This is a genomic window from Streptomyces sp. NPDC056144, from assembly GCF_042264145.1.
In the GTDB taxonomy this organism is placed as follows: Bacteria; Actinomycetota; Actinomycetes; order Streptomycetales; family Streptomycetaceae; genus Streptomyces.
Map to the genome: position 1 here is coordinate 167,164 of NZ_JBHJVF010000003.1, position 13,915 is coordinate 181,078.

The window sequence follows — 13,915 nt, forward strand, 5'->3', positions numbered from 1 at the left end:
CGGCGCGGGCCCCGGCGTGACGAACTGTCACATGATCTGTGTGGAGCGTCACGCTCCGTTTATGCAACTTTTGCCGATACCCGCGAGTCACATCCCTGTACGGCCGCCATAAGGGCGCCGTAAAGCGAAGCTGTGAAGAACGCCGTGAGGGGTAAGCGCATGAGGGCCAACCGGAAGCTCTGGACGACCGCGACGATCTGCGCGGTCGTGGCCGTGGGGGTCACGGGCTGTTCCCAGGGCGAGGACAAGGCCGCCGATCCCTTCAAGGGGCTCACGGCGGAGGCCATCGCCGACAAGGCCGTCGACACGACGAAGGCCGCCACCGCCTTCCGCATGAACGGCACCGGCACGACCGACGGCGAAGAGATGACCGTCGACTTCTCCGTCGACGCCAAGGGCACCTGCAAGGGCTCGATGAAGTCCGCCAAGGGCGGCGAGGCCCAGGTCATCGGCACCGCCGACACCAGCTACATGAAGGGGAACGAGGCCTTCTGGCGTTCCTCCGGCGGCGAGGAGGGCGCCTCGGGCCCCGAGACCGACGCCATGTCCACCGCGCTCAAGGGCCGCTGGCTGGCGATGCCGGCCGGCGCCGACGGCGACACCGCCGACTTCTGCGACCTCAAGTCGATCGTCAAGGACATGGACGAGGACACGCCCCGCAAGGGCATGACCCGCGGCGACGACGCCGACGTGGACGGCAAGGCCGCCGCCACCCTGGTGAAGAAGGGCGACAAGGGGGAGACCACGACCTTCTACGTCGCGAAGGACGCCGCGAAGCCGTACATCCTGCGCGTCGTCGAGACCGGCGGCAAGGAGCCCGGCACCATGAACCTCAGCGACTTCGACAAGCCGGTCACGGTCACGGCCCCGCCGGCCGGCGAGACCCTCGACATGGAGCAGCTGATGAAGACCCTCTCCGCCTCCTGACGGCTTCACCGTCCGCAGAAGTAGCGGCCACGCGCGCGCGGAGCGACGCTGGTGGGAGCCTCGGGGAATCCGCGAGGAGGCTCGCATGGCGCCCCAGCCCCAGCCCCAGCCCCAGCCACACTCCCACCCCCGCTCCCGCTCCCGTCTCCACGGGAGGCTCCGCGCCGCGGCCGTCGTCTGCGCCGCCGTCGCCGTCGCGGGCCCCGCGCCCGCGGTGACGGCCTGGGCGGCGGCGCCCCCGGCGCGCGCACAGGCGGCCGCCCCTTCCCCGGACCCCTTCGACGGTCTCTCCGCCGACGAGATCGGCGATCGCGCGGTGGCCGCCACCCAGTCCGCGACCTCGCTGCGCATGACCGGCCGGGTCGTCGCCGACGACCAGCCGCTCGACATCGACTTCGCCCTCGACGACGGCGGCGACTGCACCGGCACGATGGCGATCGAGGGCGGCACCGCCGAGCTCCGCCGGGCCGACGACATCACGTACATGAAGGGCGACGAGGCCTTCTGGCGGGCCTCCATGACCTCCCAGGGCATGCCCCCGGCCCAGATCGACACCGTCGTGGAGCTCGTCAAGGGCCGCTGGCTGAAGATCGCCCCCGGTCAGGCGGGCAGCGGCGACCTCAGCGGCGTCTGCGACCTGAAGGGGCTGCTCGCCGACCTCGACGACGACAAGGCGGACCGCGCCGGGCTGGTCCGGGGGAACGACGGCGAGGTGAACGGCACACCCGTCGCCACCCTCGTGCAGAAGAAGGCCGACGGCGAGACGACCACCGTCTCCGTCTCCCAGGAGGGCAAGCCGTACATCCTCAAGATGGTCAAGACGGGCGGCGACGGCCCCGGCTCGATGGTCCTCTCCGACTACGACAAGCCGGTCCAGGTGACCGTACCGCCGGCCTCCGAGACCGTGGACCTCGCGAAGCTGGAGCAGGGCACCTCGACGTAACCGCAGCTCAGAGGCGTACACGGCGGGACTGTCAGTCGGCCCCGTTAGCCTCTTTGGGGTGACCATCGCACGTATCGGCGACCCCGAGGAGCTCAAGGAGCTGCTCGGCATCCCCTTCACCCCGGAGCAGACGGCCTGCATCACCGCGCCGCTCGCCCCGCAGGTCGTCGTGGCCGGAGCCGGTTCCGGCAAGACGACGGTGATGGCCGCCCGCGTGGTCTGGCTGGTGGGTACGGGACAGGTGGCCCCCGAGCAGGTCCTCGGCCTCACCTTCACCAACAAGGCCGCGGGCGAGCTCGCCGAGCGCGTCCGCACGGCCCTGGTCCGCGCCGGAGTCACCGACCCCGACGTCATCGACCCCGACAATCCTCCGGGCGAGCCCCGCATCTCCACCTACCACGCCTTCGCCGGGCAGCTCCTCACCGACCACGGCCTCCGCATCGGCCTGGAGCCCACCGCGCGGCTCCTCGCCGACGCCACCCGCTACCAGCTCGCCGCGCGCGTGCTGCGCGAGGCCCCCGGCCCGTACCCCGCCCTGACGAAGTCCTTCGCGACCCTCGTCACCGACCTCCTCGCGCTCGACGGCGAGCTCGCCGAGCACCTCGTACGGCCCCAGGAGCTCATGGCGTACGACTCCGAGCTCCTCACCGCCCTCGCCGGGGCCAAGCTGACCAACGCCGAGCTGCGCAAGATCCCCGAGGCCACCGCCGCCCGCCGCGAGCTCCTCGACCTCGTCGCCCGCTACCGCGCCGCCAAGCGCTCCCGCGACCTGCTCGACTTCGGCGACCAGATCGCCCTCTCCGCCGAGCTCGCCACCACCCGGCCCGAGGTCGGCACGATCCTCCGCGACGAGTTCCGGGTCGTCCTGCTCGACGAGTACCAGGACACCTCCGTCGCCCAGCGGCTGCTGCTCTCCGGCCTCTTCGGCCGCGCCCCCTCCGGTACGGCCACCGGCCACGCCGTCACCGCCGTCGGCGACCCCTGCCAGGCCATCTACGGCTGGCGCGGCGCCTCCGTGGCCAACCTCGACGACTTCCCCGAGCACTTCCCGCACGCGGACGGCACCCCCGCGAGCCGGTACTCGCTCTCCGAGAACCGCCGCAGCGGCGGCCGCCTCCTCGACCTCGCCAACCGCCTCGCCGCCCCCCTGCGCGCCATGCACGCGGGCGTGGAGGCGCTGCGGCCCGCGCCGGGCGCCGAGGCCGACGGCAGCGTGCGCATCGCGCTCCTGCCCACCCACGCCGAGGAGATCGACTGGCTCGCCGACTCCCTCGCCCATCTCGTCCGCACCGGCCGCGAGCCCGGCGAGATCGCCGTCCTGTGCCGGACCGCCACCGACTTCCCCGCGATCCACGCCGCCCTCGTCGCCCGTGACGTGCCGGTCGAGGTCGTCGGCCTCTCCGGTCTGCTCCACCTCCCCGAGATCGCCGACCTCGTCGCCGTCTGCGAGGTCCTCCAGGACCCCGGGGCCAACGCCTCCCTCGTCCGCCTCCTCACCGGCCCCCGCTGGCGCATCGGCCCCCGCGACCTCGCCCTCCTCGGCCGCCGCGCCCGCCTCCTCGTCCACCGGGGCGGCGACGCGCCGGACCCCGAGCAGCGGCTCGCCGCCGCCGTCGAGGGCGTCGACCCCGCCGAGGTGATCTCGCTCGCCGACGCGCTCGACACCTTCCTCGACTCCGGCGGCGCCACCGACGACGGCCTGCCCTTCTCCGCCGAGGCCCGCGTCCGCTTCGCCCGGCTCGCCGCCGAGCTGCGCGCCCTGCGCTCCTCGCTCGCCGACCCGCTCATGGACGTCCTGCACCGGATCCTCGGCGCGACCGGCCTGGAGGTCGAGCTCTCGGCCTCCCCGCACGCCCTGGCCGCGCGCCGCCGCGAGACCCTGTCGAACTTCCTGGACATCGCCGCCGGCTTCGCCTCCCTCGACGGGGAGGCGAGCCTGCTCGCGTTCCTCGGCTTCCTGCGGACGGCCGTCCAGTTCGAGAAGGGCCTCGACAACGCGCTCCCCGGCGGCGAGAACACGGTGAAGGTCCTCACCGCCCACAAGTCCAAGGGCCTGGAGTGGGACGTCGTCGCCGTCCCCGGCCTCGTCGCCGACGCGTTCCCCAGCGCACGCGCGCGCGAGGCGTGGACCTCGCAGCCGCAGGTCCTCCCCCACGCCCTGCGCGGGGACGCCCCGACGCTCCCCGCGATCGACACCTGGGACGCCAAGTCCCTCACGGCCTTCAAGGCCGCGATGAAGGACCACCAGCACACCGAGGAGCTCCGCCTCGGCTACGTCACCTTCACCCGCCCGCGCTCCCTCCTCCTCGGCTCCGCCCACTGGTGGGGCCCGGCGCAGAAGAAGCCGCGGGGCCCCTCGGAGTTCCTCCAGGCGCTGTACGAGCACTGCGAGACCGGCCACGGCGACATCGAGGCCTGGGCGGAGGAACCCGAGCCGGACGCCGAGAACCCGTCCCTGACGGAGAACCTCCAGGACCAGGCCTGGCCGCTGCCCCTGGACGAGGAGGCGCTGCGGTGGCGCCGCGCGGCGGCGGAGGCCGTACACGCCAAGCTGTGGGCCGTCGCTCCGCAGGGCGGAACAAGTGGGCACAACCCCGGTAGCGCAGCGCCCGACCTCCAGGACCCGCACCCTGAGGACCTGTGGCCGGACGAAGACGAACCCGTCTGGGACGAGGACGAAGAGGCCCTCCCCGAGGACACCCACAGGGACGCCGTCCCCGCACCCCGGGGCGAGGTCAGGGAGCCCGAGCCGCCCTCGGAGCCGTACGAGGAACAGGCGCCCGACCTCACCCCCGAGGACGCGAGAACCATCGCCTCCTGGGACCGCGACCTCACCGCCCTCACCACCGAGCTCCGCCGCACCCGCGCCACCACCCGTGACGTCCTGCTCCCCGCGTACCTCTCCGCCTCCCAGGTGCTGCGCCTCGCCGACGACCCCGACGGCTTCGCGCGGGACCTGGCCCGCCCCATGCCCAAGCCGCCGCAGCCGGCGGCCCGCCGGGGCACCCGTTTCCACGCGTGGGTGGAGTCCCGCTTCGAGGAGCTCCCGCTGCCGTTCCTCGGCCCGGAGGAGCTGCCCGGCGGCGAGGACTTCGCCGGGGAGCCCGAGATCCTCGACGAGCGGGACCTCGACGCCCTCAAGGAGGCCTTCGCCCGCACGCCGTACGGCCACCGGACCCCGTACCGCGTGGAGGTCCCCGTCCACCTGACCCTCGCGGGCCGGGTGGTCAGGGGCCGGATCGACGCCGTCTACCGGGACCCGGAGTCGGGGGCGTACGAGATCGTGGACTGGAAGACCAGCCTGCACCGCACCGCCGACCCCCTCCAGCTCGCGATCTACCGCCTCGCCTGGGCCGAGCAGCACGGCCTCGCGCCCGAGGAGGTCACGGCCGCCTTCGTGTACGTCCGAACGGGTGAGGTCGCCCGCCCGGCGCGGCTCCCCGGCCGTGCCGGGCTCGAAGCGATCCTGCTGGGCGGGGCACCCCCGGAGGGCGGCTAGGCTCGTGGGCATGAGCGAGACCCCGGACAGCGTCGTCCACGCCGTACGCACGTACATCGAGCAGCACCGCGCCGCCTTCCTCGGCGACCTGGCGGAGTGGCTGCGCATCCCCTCCGTGTCGGCGCAGCCGGACCGGGCGGGAGACGTGCGGCGCAGCGCCGAATGGCTGGCCGGGAAGCTCAAGGACACCGGCTTCACCGCGGTCGAGGTGTGGGAGACGGACGGCGCCCCGGCGGTCTTCGCCGAGTGGCCCTCCGACGAGCCCGGCGCCCCGACCGTCCTGGTCTACGGCCACCACGACGTGCAGCCGGCGGCCCGCGAGGACGGCTGGCACACGGAGCCCTTCGAGCCGACGGTGGCCGACGGCCGGATGTACGCGCGCGGTGCGGCCGACGACAAGGGCCAGGTGTTCTTCCACACACTCGGCGTCCGCGCCCACCTCGCCGCGACCGGCCGCACGGCCCCCGCCGTCAACCTGAAGCTGCTGATCGAGGGCGAGGAGGAGTCCGGCTCGCCGCACTTCCGCGCGCTCGTCGAGGAGCGCGCCGACCGGCTCGCCGCCGACGCCGTGATCGTCTCCGACACCGGCATGTGGTCCGAGACGACCCCCACCGTGTGCACGGGCATGCGCGGGGTCGCCGACTGCGAGATCGAGCTGTACGGCCCCGACCAGGACATCCACTCCGGCTCCTTCGGCGGCGCCGTGCCGAACCCGGCGACCGTCGCGGGCCGGATCGTCGCGGCCCTCCACGACGAGAACGAGCACGTCGCGATCCCCGGCTTCTACGAGGGCGTCACCGAGCTCTCCGACGCGGAGCGCGCCCTCGTCGCCGAGCTGCCCTTCGACGAGGACGCCTGGCTGCGCACGGCCAAGTCCCACGGCACCCTCGGCGAGGCCGGCTTCTCCACCCTGGAGCGCGTCTGGGCCCGCCCGACCGCCGAGGTCAACGGCATCGGCGGCGGCTACCAGGGCCCCGGCGGCAAGACGATCGTCCCCGCCTCCGCCCAGCTGAAGCTGTCGTTCCGCCTCGTCGCGGGCCAGGACCCCGACAAGATCGAACTGGCGGTACGGGAGTGGCTCGCGGGCCTCGTCCCCGCCGGCATCCGGTACGAGATCGTCTTCGGCGCCCCGACCCGCCCCTGCCTCACCCCGCTCGACCACCCCGCCCTCAAGGCGGTCGCGGGCGCGATGAGCCGGGCCTTCGACGGCGCCAAGGTCCGCTACACCCGCGAGGGCGGTTCGGGCCCGGCCGCCGACCTCCAGGACGTGCTGGACGCGCCCGTCCTGTTCCTCGGCATCTCCGTACCGTCCGACGGCTGGCACGCCCCCAACGAGAAGATCGAGCTCGATCTCCTCATGAAGGGCGTCGAGACGACCGCGTACCTGTGGAGCGGTGACCTGCCCGCCGCCCTCCACAGCGCCCAGCGCTGAAATAACACACCGATCCGGGGGAGTTGGAAGCACCTGTGAGCACCTTGAAGAACACCTCGACGGGCGACCGGCCGGACCGCCCGATCTCGCTCACCGCGCCCAGCGGCATCGACCGGGCCGCCCACCACCGCCTCGACGAGGCGTGGCTCGCGGCGGCCTGGAGCCACCCCACCACCCGGGTCTTCGTGGTCTCCGGCGGCCAGGTGCTCATCGACGACCGCGCCGACGGCACGACCGAGCTCGTCATGACCCCGGCCTTCGAGGCACCGGTCACCGAGACCCACCGCTACTTCCTGGGCACGGACGCCGAGGGCGTCTCGTACTTCGCGCTCCAGAAGGACACCCTGCCGGGCCGCATGGACCAGTCCGCGCGCCCCGCCGGGCTCCGCGAGGCGGGCCTCCTCCTGTCCGACCGGGACGCGGGCCTCATGGTGCACGCGGTGGCCCTGGAGAACTGGCAGCGGCTCCACCGCTTCTGCTCGCGCTGCGGCGAGCGCACGGTCATCGCGGCGGCCGGCCACATCCGCCGCTGCCAGGCCTGCGGCGCCGAGCACTACCCGCGGACCGACCCGGCCGTGATCATGGCCGTCACCGATGAGGAGGACCGCATCCTCCTCGGCCGCCAGGTCCACTGGCCCGAGGGCCGCTTCTCGACCCTCGCGGGGTTCGTCGAGCCCGGCGAGTCGATCGAGCAGTCGGTCGTCCGCGAGGTCTTCGAGGAGGCCGGCGTCACGATCGGCGAGGTCGAGTACATCGGCAGCCAGCCCTGGCCGTTCCCGTCCAGCCTGATGCTGGGCTTCTTCGCCCGCGCCACCTCCGCGGAGATCAACGTCGACGGCGAGGAGATCCAGGAAGCCCGCTGGTTCTCCCGCGAGGAGCTGGCGACCGCCTTCGAGACCGGCGAGGTCCTCCCGCCGTACGGCATCTCGATCGCCTCCCGCCTGATCGAACTCTGGTACGGCAAGCCGCTCCCGAAGCCGGGCGACGTGGTCTGAGGCGCGTCGGGCGCGCGGGAGGTCAGCCGAGCCAGAAGCGCCAGCGGGCGTGCGGAGGCTCGCAGTCCCCGGCGCCCACGGCCGCGTAGTACCCCCGCTCGACGGCTTCGTCCTGCTGGGCGGGGGGCCCGAAGGTGGTCACGGCATAGGAGCAGTCGGGTCTGACGGTCTCGCCGGCGTACCAGCCGACGGACCCGGCGACGAGGGCCGTGACCGCGCAGGCCACGAGGAGGAGCCGACGCGTGTCGGCGGGCAGGGAAGAGAGCATCCGCGCATCGTACGAGTGCCCTCGGACACACGAGCGCCCCTGGACGCGCGAAAGCCCCCGGACACGCGAGAGCCCCCGGCCGTGACGGCCGGGGGCTCTCGTGTCGTCGCGTCGGCGCGGTCTCAGACCGCCAGCGCCTGCTTGACCTGGGCGAGCGACGGGTTGGTCATCACCGACTCGCTGCCCTGGGGGGAGACGACCAGGACGGTCGGGACCGTCTGGTTGCCGCCGTTGGCTTTCTCGACGAACGCCGCCGAGTCGGGGTCCTGCTCGATGTTGATCTCCGTGTACGCGATGCCCTCGCGGTCCATCTGGCTCTTCAGCCGACGGCAGTAGCCGCACCAGGTGGTGCTGTACATCGTCACAGTGCCCTGCATGGCCTGGCGCTCCTCTTGTTCGCGGACGGGTGCCGAGAAGGAGAACGTACGACGCCGCGACCCCATTCCCTCAATTCGTATGACCGGCGTCTCCCGCCTGTGGACAACGCGCGGCCCGTGCCGCGGGGGACCTGGCAGCATGGAGAGCGTGACAGCAGCAACGCACTCCACTCTCTTCCCGCAGGTCCCGGAGACGGCCGACGCGGTGCTCGACGGGCTCGACCCCGAGCAGCGCGAGGTCGCCACGGCCCTGAGCGGCCCGGTGTGCGTGCTGGCGGGAGCCGGCACGGGCAAGACGCGGGCCATCACGCACCGGATCGCCTTCGGGGTGCGGTCGGGCATACTCCAGCCCGCCAGCGTGCTCGCCGTCACCTTCACCAACCGGGCCGCCGGAGAGATGCGCGGGCGGCTCCGGCAGCTCGGCGCGGGCGGTGTCCAGGCGCGGACCTTCCACTCCGCCGCCCTCCGCCAGCTCCAGTTCTTCTGGCCGAAAGCCGTCGGTGGCGATCTGCCCCGGCTCCTGGAGCGCAAGATCCAGCTCGTGGCCGACGCCGCCGCCCGCTGCCGGGTGCGGCTGGACCGCAACGAACTGCGGGACGTCACGGGCGAGATCGAGTGGGCCAAGGTCACCCAGACCGTCCCCGCCGACTACCCGGCGGCGGTCGCGAAGGCCACCAGGGACGCCCCGCGCGACCCGGCGGAAATCAGCCAGATCTACGCGATGTACGAGCAGCTCAAGCGCGACCGCTCGGTGATCGACTTCGAGGACGTGCTCCTGCTCACCGTCGGCATCCTCCAGGACCGGCACGACATCGCGGACCAGATCCGCCGCCAGTACCAGCACTTCGTGGTGGACGAGTACCAGGACGTCTCGCCGCTCCAGCAGCGGCTGCTCGACCTGTGGCTCGGCGAGCGCGACAACCTCTGCGTGGTCGGCGACGCCAGCCAGACGATCTACTCGTTCACCGGCGCCACCCCCGACCACCTGCTGAACTTCCGCCACCGCCACCCGAACGCGACGGTGGTCAAGCTCGTCCGCGACTACCGCTCCACCCCGCAGGTCGTCCACCTCGCCAACGACCTCCTGAACCAGGCGAGCGGCCGCGCCGCCGAGCACCGCCTGGAGCTGATCTCCCAGCGCGACCCGGGCCCCGAGCCGGTCTACACGGAGTACGCCGACGAGCCCGCCGAGGCCGAAGGCACCGCCCGCCGCATCCGCGACCTCATCGCCGCCGGCGTCCCCGCCGGGGAGATCGCCGTCCTCTACCGGATCAACGCCCAGTCGGAGGTCTACGAGCAGGCGCTCGCCGACGCCGGCGTGCCGTACCAGCTGCGCGGCGCGGAGCGCTTCTTCGAGCGCCAGGAGGTACGGGAGGCGGGCATCGCCCTGCGCGGCGCGGCCCGCGCCGGGGGCAACGACTCCCTCCTCGACGACGCCGAGGACCTCCCCGCGCAGGTCAGGGCCGTCCTCTCGACCAAGGGCTGGACCACTCAGCCGCCGTCCGGCTCCGGCGCCGCCCGCGACAAGTGGGAGTCCCTCGCCGCCCTCGTCCGGCTCGCCGAGGACTTCGCCCGCGCCAAGCCCGGCGCCACCCTCTCCGACCTGGTCGCCGAGCTCGACGAGCGGGCCGCCGCCCAGCACGCCCCGACGGTCCAGGGCGTCACGCTCGCCTCGCTGCACTCGGCGAAGGGCCTGGAATGGGACGCCGTGTTCCTCGTCGGCCTCAGCGAGGGCATGATGCCGATCACGTACGCCAAGACGGACGAGCAGGTCGAGGAGGAGCGTCGCCTGCTGTACGTGGGCGTCACCCGGGCCCGGCTCCACCTCGCGCTCTCCTGGTCGCTCTCCCGCGCCCCCGGCGGCCGCGCCTCCCGGCGCCCCACCCGCTTCCTCAACGGCCTGCGGCCCGGCTCGGGCTCCGCCGGCCGGAGCAGGCCCCTGGCCGTCGGCGGCGTCGAGCGGAGCCTCGGAACGGCCCGCCGCAAGCCGCGAGGCCCGGTCCTGTGCCGGGTCTGCGGGGTGACGCTCACCGAGGCCGGCGCCATGAAGCTGCTGCGCTGCGAGGACTGCCCCTCGGACATGGACGAGGGTCTGTACGAGCGGCTCCGCGACTGGCGCGCCGAGCAGGCCCGCGAGCTCGCCCAGCCGGCCTACTGCGTCTTCACCGACAAGACACTCATGGCCATCGCGGAGCGTGTCCCCACCACCGACGGAGAGCTCTCGGCCATCTCCGGGGTCGGCACGCGCAAGCTCGTCCGCTTCGGGGCCGACGTCCTGGCCATCTGCGCAGGTGGGGAGGGAGGGGCGGGCGAGATCGAGGTCTCTTGAAAACTCGTGGGAAAAATAGTTTGCGCCTGCCCCGTCAAGCGCCATAGGTTCTTAACCACGGAAACGGCGGCTTCTTCGAAGCCCTGTCTTCGTGCTGTACTTGTCCAAATAAAGACTTGAGGGTCCGGCTCGCACCCGAGCCCTCCGAGACGCCGAGAGGAGGCGATTCCCCGTGATCAGCAGCTGCATCAAGACCCGCACCGTCAGCTCCGCCGACGTTGCCGTCGTTGCCGCCAACGCCAAAATGACCGATCGCTCGATCGTCTCCGCCCGCACCCTCGGCCTCTCCGCCTCGGCCTTCATTGGCACCGGTCTGTCCGTCGCCGGCTCGTCCGCCGCCGCTCTGACCGTCGCCCATGTCCCGGCCACCGGTCTGCCCGTCGCCGGTCTGCCCGTCGCCGTTCTTACCGGCCGCGGCTTTGCCGTCTCCGTGGAGCGGGGCAATGAGCGACCGACCAAGGCACTGGAAGCAGCTGCAGGCAAGGCCACGGCGTATGGCTTTGCGGCGACCGGTGCCGGCAAGCAGCAGACGCAGCAGACGACGACGCACGACCACATGATGTGGGCCTTCCGTGGGCTCGAACCCTGGAGTGATCCAGTCTGATCCAGGATCAGACAGGCGCCTTCAGGGCCGCGGAACCCCACCCGGGATCCGCGGCCCTTTTGTTTGTCCCCGAACGGGGACGACGGAGCGAAGGGGCCTCGGCCGAAAACCCGGTACCAGCCGAAACCCCGGCCAACAGGCCGGAACGACCAGACGAGGAATGACCACCGTGCATCTCGAAGCGCACGCCCCGTCCGTACCGCCTTCCGACTCGAACTCCCTGCCCGGCCTCACGGAGGACCCCGCTTTGACCCCCCTTACCGCGCTCACCGCGCTCGACGACGCCATCGAGAACCTCGGCGTCCCCGTTCCCTGTCGCACCTTCGACCCCGAGGTCTTCTTCGCGGAGTCCCCGGCCGACGTCGAGTACGCGAAGTCCCTCTGCCAGACCTGCCCCCTCGTCACCGCCTGCCTGGCCGGCGCGAAGGAGCGCCGCGAGCCCTGGGGTGTCTGGGGTGGCGAGCTCTTCGTCCAGGGCGTGGTCGTCGCCCGCAAGCGGCCCCGTGGCCGTCCGCGCAAGAACCCGGTCGTCGCGGCATGAACGGCACCGGAACCATCGACCGCCCCCTCACGCACGATCCCCAGAAGCAGGACCCGATGACCTCTTCCGCCAGTGAGCCCCTCGGCTCCGCGACCTCACTCTTCTCCACTGCCGGCGCGCCCGCCTCGCGTCAGAACAGGACCCGCGAAATGCAACTCATCCCCGAAGCCCTGGCCCGTGCCCATATGCATGAGCGACACCGCGAGGCCGAGGCGGAACGCCAGGCCGTGCGCCTGGTCGCCGCCCGGCGCATGCAGCGTCGCGCCGAGCGCGTCTCGCTGCGCGCCCGCCGCGCCCTGGCCATGGCCGTCATGAACTGACCCTCACGGGTCGGAGCCACGCACACCCCGCGCCCCTCCGGGGCGCCCCCACGGGGGCCGGTCCGAACGGACCGGCCCCCGCGGTGCGTTGACCGCTCCGCGGACCGCCCGCCGGGCTATCGTCACGAGGATGAACGACGCCCGTACCCCCGAGGCGCCCCTCGCCTGCGCGCGCTGCGGAAAGACCGCCGACACCCTCCCCCTGACCTGGACGTGCTCCGTGGAGAACGGCCGGCGCGAGTACTTCTGCGAGGAGTGCGCCCGCGCCAACATCCGCGCGATCGAGGGCCGACTCGACTCGGCCTGGTGGTGACCCCGGAAGGGCGGCCTCAGCCGGCGTCCGGGGCGACGAAGCCCGGCAGCCACTCCTCCAGCTCGTCCCGCAGCCGCACCGTCGCGTTCAGCTGACAGAGCACCCCGATCGTGCTGAGCGTCACACGGTGTATCAGCAGGTACGACGGAGGCAGGTTGAGCTGCTTGCCCAGCTGGTGCGCGGGGGAGCGGGGATCGGCGATCCGGGTCGCCTGGGTGCGCAGCCAGCCGCGCGTGAAGAGGAAGGACTCCTCGTCGGCCGGTTCGATGATCGGCAGCAGGTACTCCAGGACGGCGTCCGGGTCGAGGGCGACGGACTCCTTGACGAAGCCCTCCCCGCGCAGCAGCTCGTAGACGGTCTCGGCCTCGCCGCCGAGCGCTCCGCGCAGACAGACGCCGATCGTCTCCGGCAGCCCGCCGGGCAGCCGGTCCACGGTCCCGAAGTCGAGGACGCCGAGCCGCATGCCCGCCGGATCGTCCTCGCCCCCGGGCCCGGGCAGCAGCCGGAAGTTCCCCGGGTGGGGGTCGGCGTGCAGCAGCCCGGTTCGCGAGGGGCCGGAGAAGAGGAAGCGGGCCAGGAGCTGCCCGGCCCGGTCCCGCTGGGCCTGCGTGCCGTCCGCGATCACCTCCGAGAGCGGGGTCCCGTCCATCCACTCCGTCACGAGGACCTGCTCCGACTGGTGCACCACCGCCGGCACCACCACGTCGGGGTCCGCCGCGAAGGTCTCCGCGTGCGCCCGCTGGGCCGAGGCCTCCAGCTCGTAGTCCAGCTCCTCGGCGACCCGGTCCCGCATCTCGGTGATCAGCGGCTTGATGTCCATCCCCGGCACCAGCGGCCCGAGGAGCCGGGCGAAGCGGCTCAACTGTGTCAGGTCCGAGAGCAGGGCCTCCCCGGCGCCCGGGTACTGCACCTTGACCGCGACCTCGCGCCCGTCGTGCCAGACGGCCCGGTGCACCTGACCGATCGAGGCGGCGGCGGCCGGCTTGTCCTCGAACTCCAGGAACAGTCCCCGCCAGTCCTCGCCCAGCCGCTCCCCGAGCACCGTGTGGACGGTGCTCGTCGGCATGGGCGGCGCCGCTTCTTGAAGCTTCGTCAACGCCACCCGGTACGGCCCCGCGACCTCTTCCGGAAGGGCGGACTCGAAGACGGACAGCGCCTGTCCGAGCTTCATCGCCCCGCCCTTCAGCTCGCCCAGGGTCTTGAACAGCTGGTCCGCCGTCCGCTCCTTGAGCTCACGGGCCACGAGCTCGGCGGACTTCCCGCCGATCCGCTTGCCCAGACCCCAGGTGGCCCGGCCGGCGAAGCCCAAGGGCAACGCGGCCAACTTGGCGGTCCGGGTGACCGCCTTCCGGGGAAGATCAGACATT

At 72.6% G+C, this 13,915-nt stretch carries 13 protein-coding genes; 10 read left to right on the plus strand and 3 right to left on the minus strand.

The genetic code is table 11. The features are described 5' to 3' along the window. The first annotated feature begins 159 nt into the window (after positions 1 to 159). From ACFC0Z_RS11600 to nudC, 5 genes are all read left to right on the plus strand, one after another. Complete coding sequence (locus ACFC0Z_RS11600) at positions 160 to 927, plus strand: hypothetical protein (protein ID WP_376435471.1); 768 nt, start codon at positions 160 to 162, stop codon at positions 925 to 927. An 85-nt stretch (positions 928 to 1,012) separates the two neighbouring features. Beyond that, positions 1,013 to 1,870 carry a hypothetical protein gene (locus tag ACFC0Z_RS11605; protein WP_376435474.1) on the plus strand — a complete coding sequence of 286 codons (858 nt, stop codon included), beginning with the start codon at positions 1,013 to 1,015 and terminating at the stop codon, positions 1,868 to 1,870. Between the two features lie 58 nt (positions 1,871 to 1,928). Next, positions 1,929 to 5,369, plus strand: coding sequence for a UvrD-helicase domain-containing protein (locus ACFC0Z_RS11610; protein WP_376435476.1), 3,441 nt, complete (start codon positions 1,929 to 1,931; stop codon positions 5,367 to 5,369). Positions 5,370 to 5,379: 10 nt separating this feature from the next. After that, positions 5,380 to 6,801 (plus strand): dipeptidase, encoded by a 1,422-nt coding sequence (locus tag ACFC0Z_RS11615; RefSeq protein ID WP_376435479.1) that lies wholly within the window; start codon positions 5,380 to 5,382, stop codon positions 6,799 to 6,801. A 35-nt stretch (positions 6,802 to 6,836) separates the two neighbouring features. Then, positions 6,837 to 7,796, plus strand: coding sequence for an NAD(+) diphosphatase (gene nudC, locus ACFC0Z_RS11620; RefSeq protein WP_376435482.1), 960 nt, complete (start codon positions 6,837 to 6,839; stop codon positions 7,794 to 7,796). Between the two features lie 22 nt (positions 7,797 to 7,818). Here nudC and ACFC0Z_RS11625 read toward each other — a convergent pair whose 3' ends face one another. Both ACFC0Z_RS11625 and ACFC0Z_RS11630 read right to left on the minus strand, forming a co-directional pair. Continuing rightward, positions 7,819 to 8,064, minus strand: a complete 246-nt coding sequence (locus tag ACFC0Z_RS11625; protein WP_376435485.1) for a hypothetical protein — start codon at positions 8,062 to 8,064, stop codon at positions 7,819 to 7,821. A gap of 122 nt (positions 8,065 to 8,186) precedes the next feature. Next, positions 8,187 to 8,441 carry a mycoredoxin gene (locus ACFC0Z_RS11630; protein WP_116158971.1) on the minus strand — a complete coding sequence of 85 codons (255 nt, stop codon included), beginning with the start codon at positions 8,439 to 8,441 and terminating at the stop codon, positions 8,187 to 8,189. A gap of 148 nt (positions 8,442 to 8,589) precedes the next feature. Between ACFC0Z_RS11630 and ACFC0Z_RS11635 the strand changes: the two genes are divergently transcribed. The 5 genes from ACFC0Z_RS11635 (at position 8,590) to ACFC0Z_RS11655 (ending at position 12,548) form a co-directional block, all read left to right on the plus strand. Next, positions 8,590 to 10,770 (plus strand): ATP-dependent DNA helicase UvrD2, encoded by a 2,181-nt coding sequence (locus ACFC0Z_RS11635; protein WP_376435487.1) that lies wholly within the window; start codon positions 8,590 to 8,592, stop codon positions 10,768 to 10,770. A gap of 244 nt (positions 10,771 to 11,014) precedes the next feature. Next, positions 11,015 to 11,374 carry a hypothetical protein gene (locus tag ACFC0Z_RS11640; RefSeq protein WP_376436644.1) on the plus strand — a complete coding sequence of 120 codons (360 nt, stop codon included), beginning with the start codon at positions 11,015 to 11,017 and terminating at the stop codon, positions 11,372 to 11,374. A gap of 169 nt (positions 11,375 to 11,543) precedes the next feature. After that, positions 11,544 to 11,915, plus strand: a complete 372-nt coding sequence (locus ACFC0Z_RS11645) for a WhiB family transcriptional regulator (protein WP_376435489.1) — start codon at positions 11,544 to 11,546, stop codon at positions 11,913 to 11,915. Beyond that, a complete protein-coding gene (locus ACFC0Z_RS11650; protein ID WP_376435492.1) occupies positions 11,912 to 12,235 on the plus strand; it encodes a hypothetical protein in 324 nt (107 codons plus the stop codon). The genes ACFC0Z_RS11645 and ACFC0Z_RS11650 overlap by 4 nt, the downstream gene beginning before the upstream one ends. Positions 12,236 to 12,365: 130 nt before the next feature. Next, a complete protein-coding gene (locus ACFC0Z_RS11655) occupies positions 12,366 to 12,548 on the plus strand; it encodes a hypothetical protein (protein WP_360809215.1) in 183 nt (60 codons plus the stop codon). A 16-nt stretch (positions 12,549 to 12,564) separates the two neighbouring features. Here ACFC0Z_RS11655 and ACFC0Z_RS11660 read toward each other — a convergent pair whose 3' ends face one another. Then, on the minus strand, positions 12,565 to 13,914 hold the full coding sequence (locus ACFC0Z_RS11660; protein WP_376435495.1) for an ABC1 kinase family protein: 1,350 nt from the start codon (positions 13,912 to 13,914) through the stop codon (positions 12,565 to 12,567). Position 13,915 lies beyond the last annotated feature (1 nt).

Bases quoted from the DNA above. Each gene is read 5' to 3' on its own strand.
- ACFC0Z_RS11660 (WP_376435495.1), bottom strand. From the start codon at position 13,914: ATGTCTGATCTTCCCCGGAAGGCGGTCACCCGGACCGCCAAGTTGGCC.
- ACFC0Z_RS11650 (WP_376435492.1), top strand. From the start codon at position 11,912: ATGAACGGCACCGGAACCATCGACCGCCCCCTCACGCACGATCCCCAG.
- ACFC0Z_RS11605 (WP_376435474.1), top strand. From the start codon at position 1,013: ATGGCGCCCCAGCCCCAGCCCCAGCCCCAGCCACACTCCCACCCCCGC.
- ACFC0Z_RS11655 (WP_360809215.1), top strand. From the start codon at position 12,366: ATGAACGACGCCCGTACCCCCGAGGCGCCCCTCGCCTGCGCGCGCTGC.
- ACFC0Z_RS11615 (WP_376435479.1), top strand. From the start codon at position 5,380: ATGAGCGAGACCCCGGACAGCGTCGTCCACGCCGTACGCACGTACATC.
- ACFC0Z_RS11600 (WP_376435471.1), top strand. From the start codon at position 160: ATGAGGGCCAACCGGAAGCTCTGGACGACCGCGACGATCTGCGCGGTC.
- ACFC0Z_RS11625 (WP_376435485.1), bottom strand. From the start codon at position 8,064: ATGCTCTCTTCCCTGCCCGCCGACACGCGTCGGCTCCTCCTCGTGGCC.
- ACFC0Z_RS11630 (WP_116158971.1), bottom strand. From the start codon at position 8,441: ATGCAGGGCACTGTGACGATGTACAGCACCACCTGGTGCGGCTACTGC.
- ACFC0Z_RS11640 (WP_376436644.1), top strand. From the start codon at position 11,015: ATGACCGATCGCTCGATCGTCTCCGCCCGCACCCTCGGCCTCTCCGCC.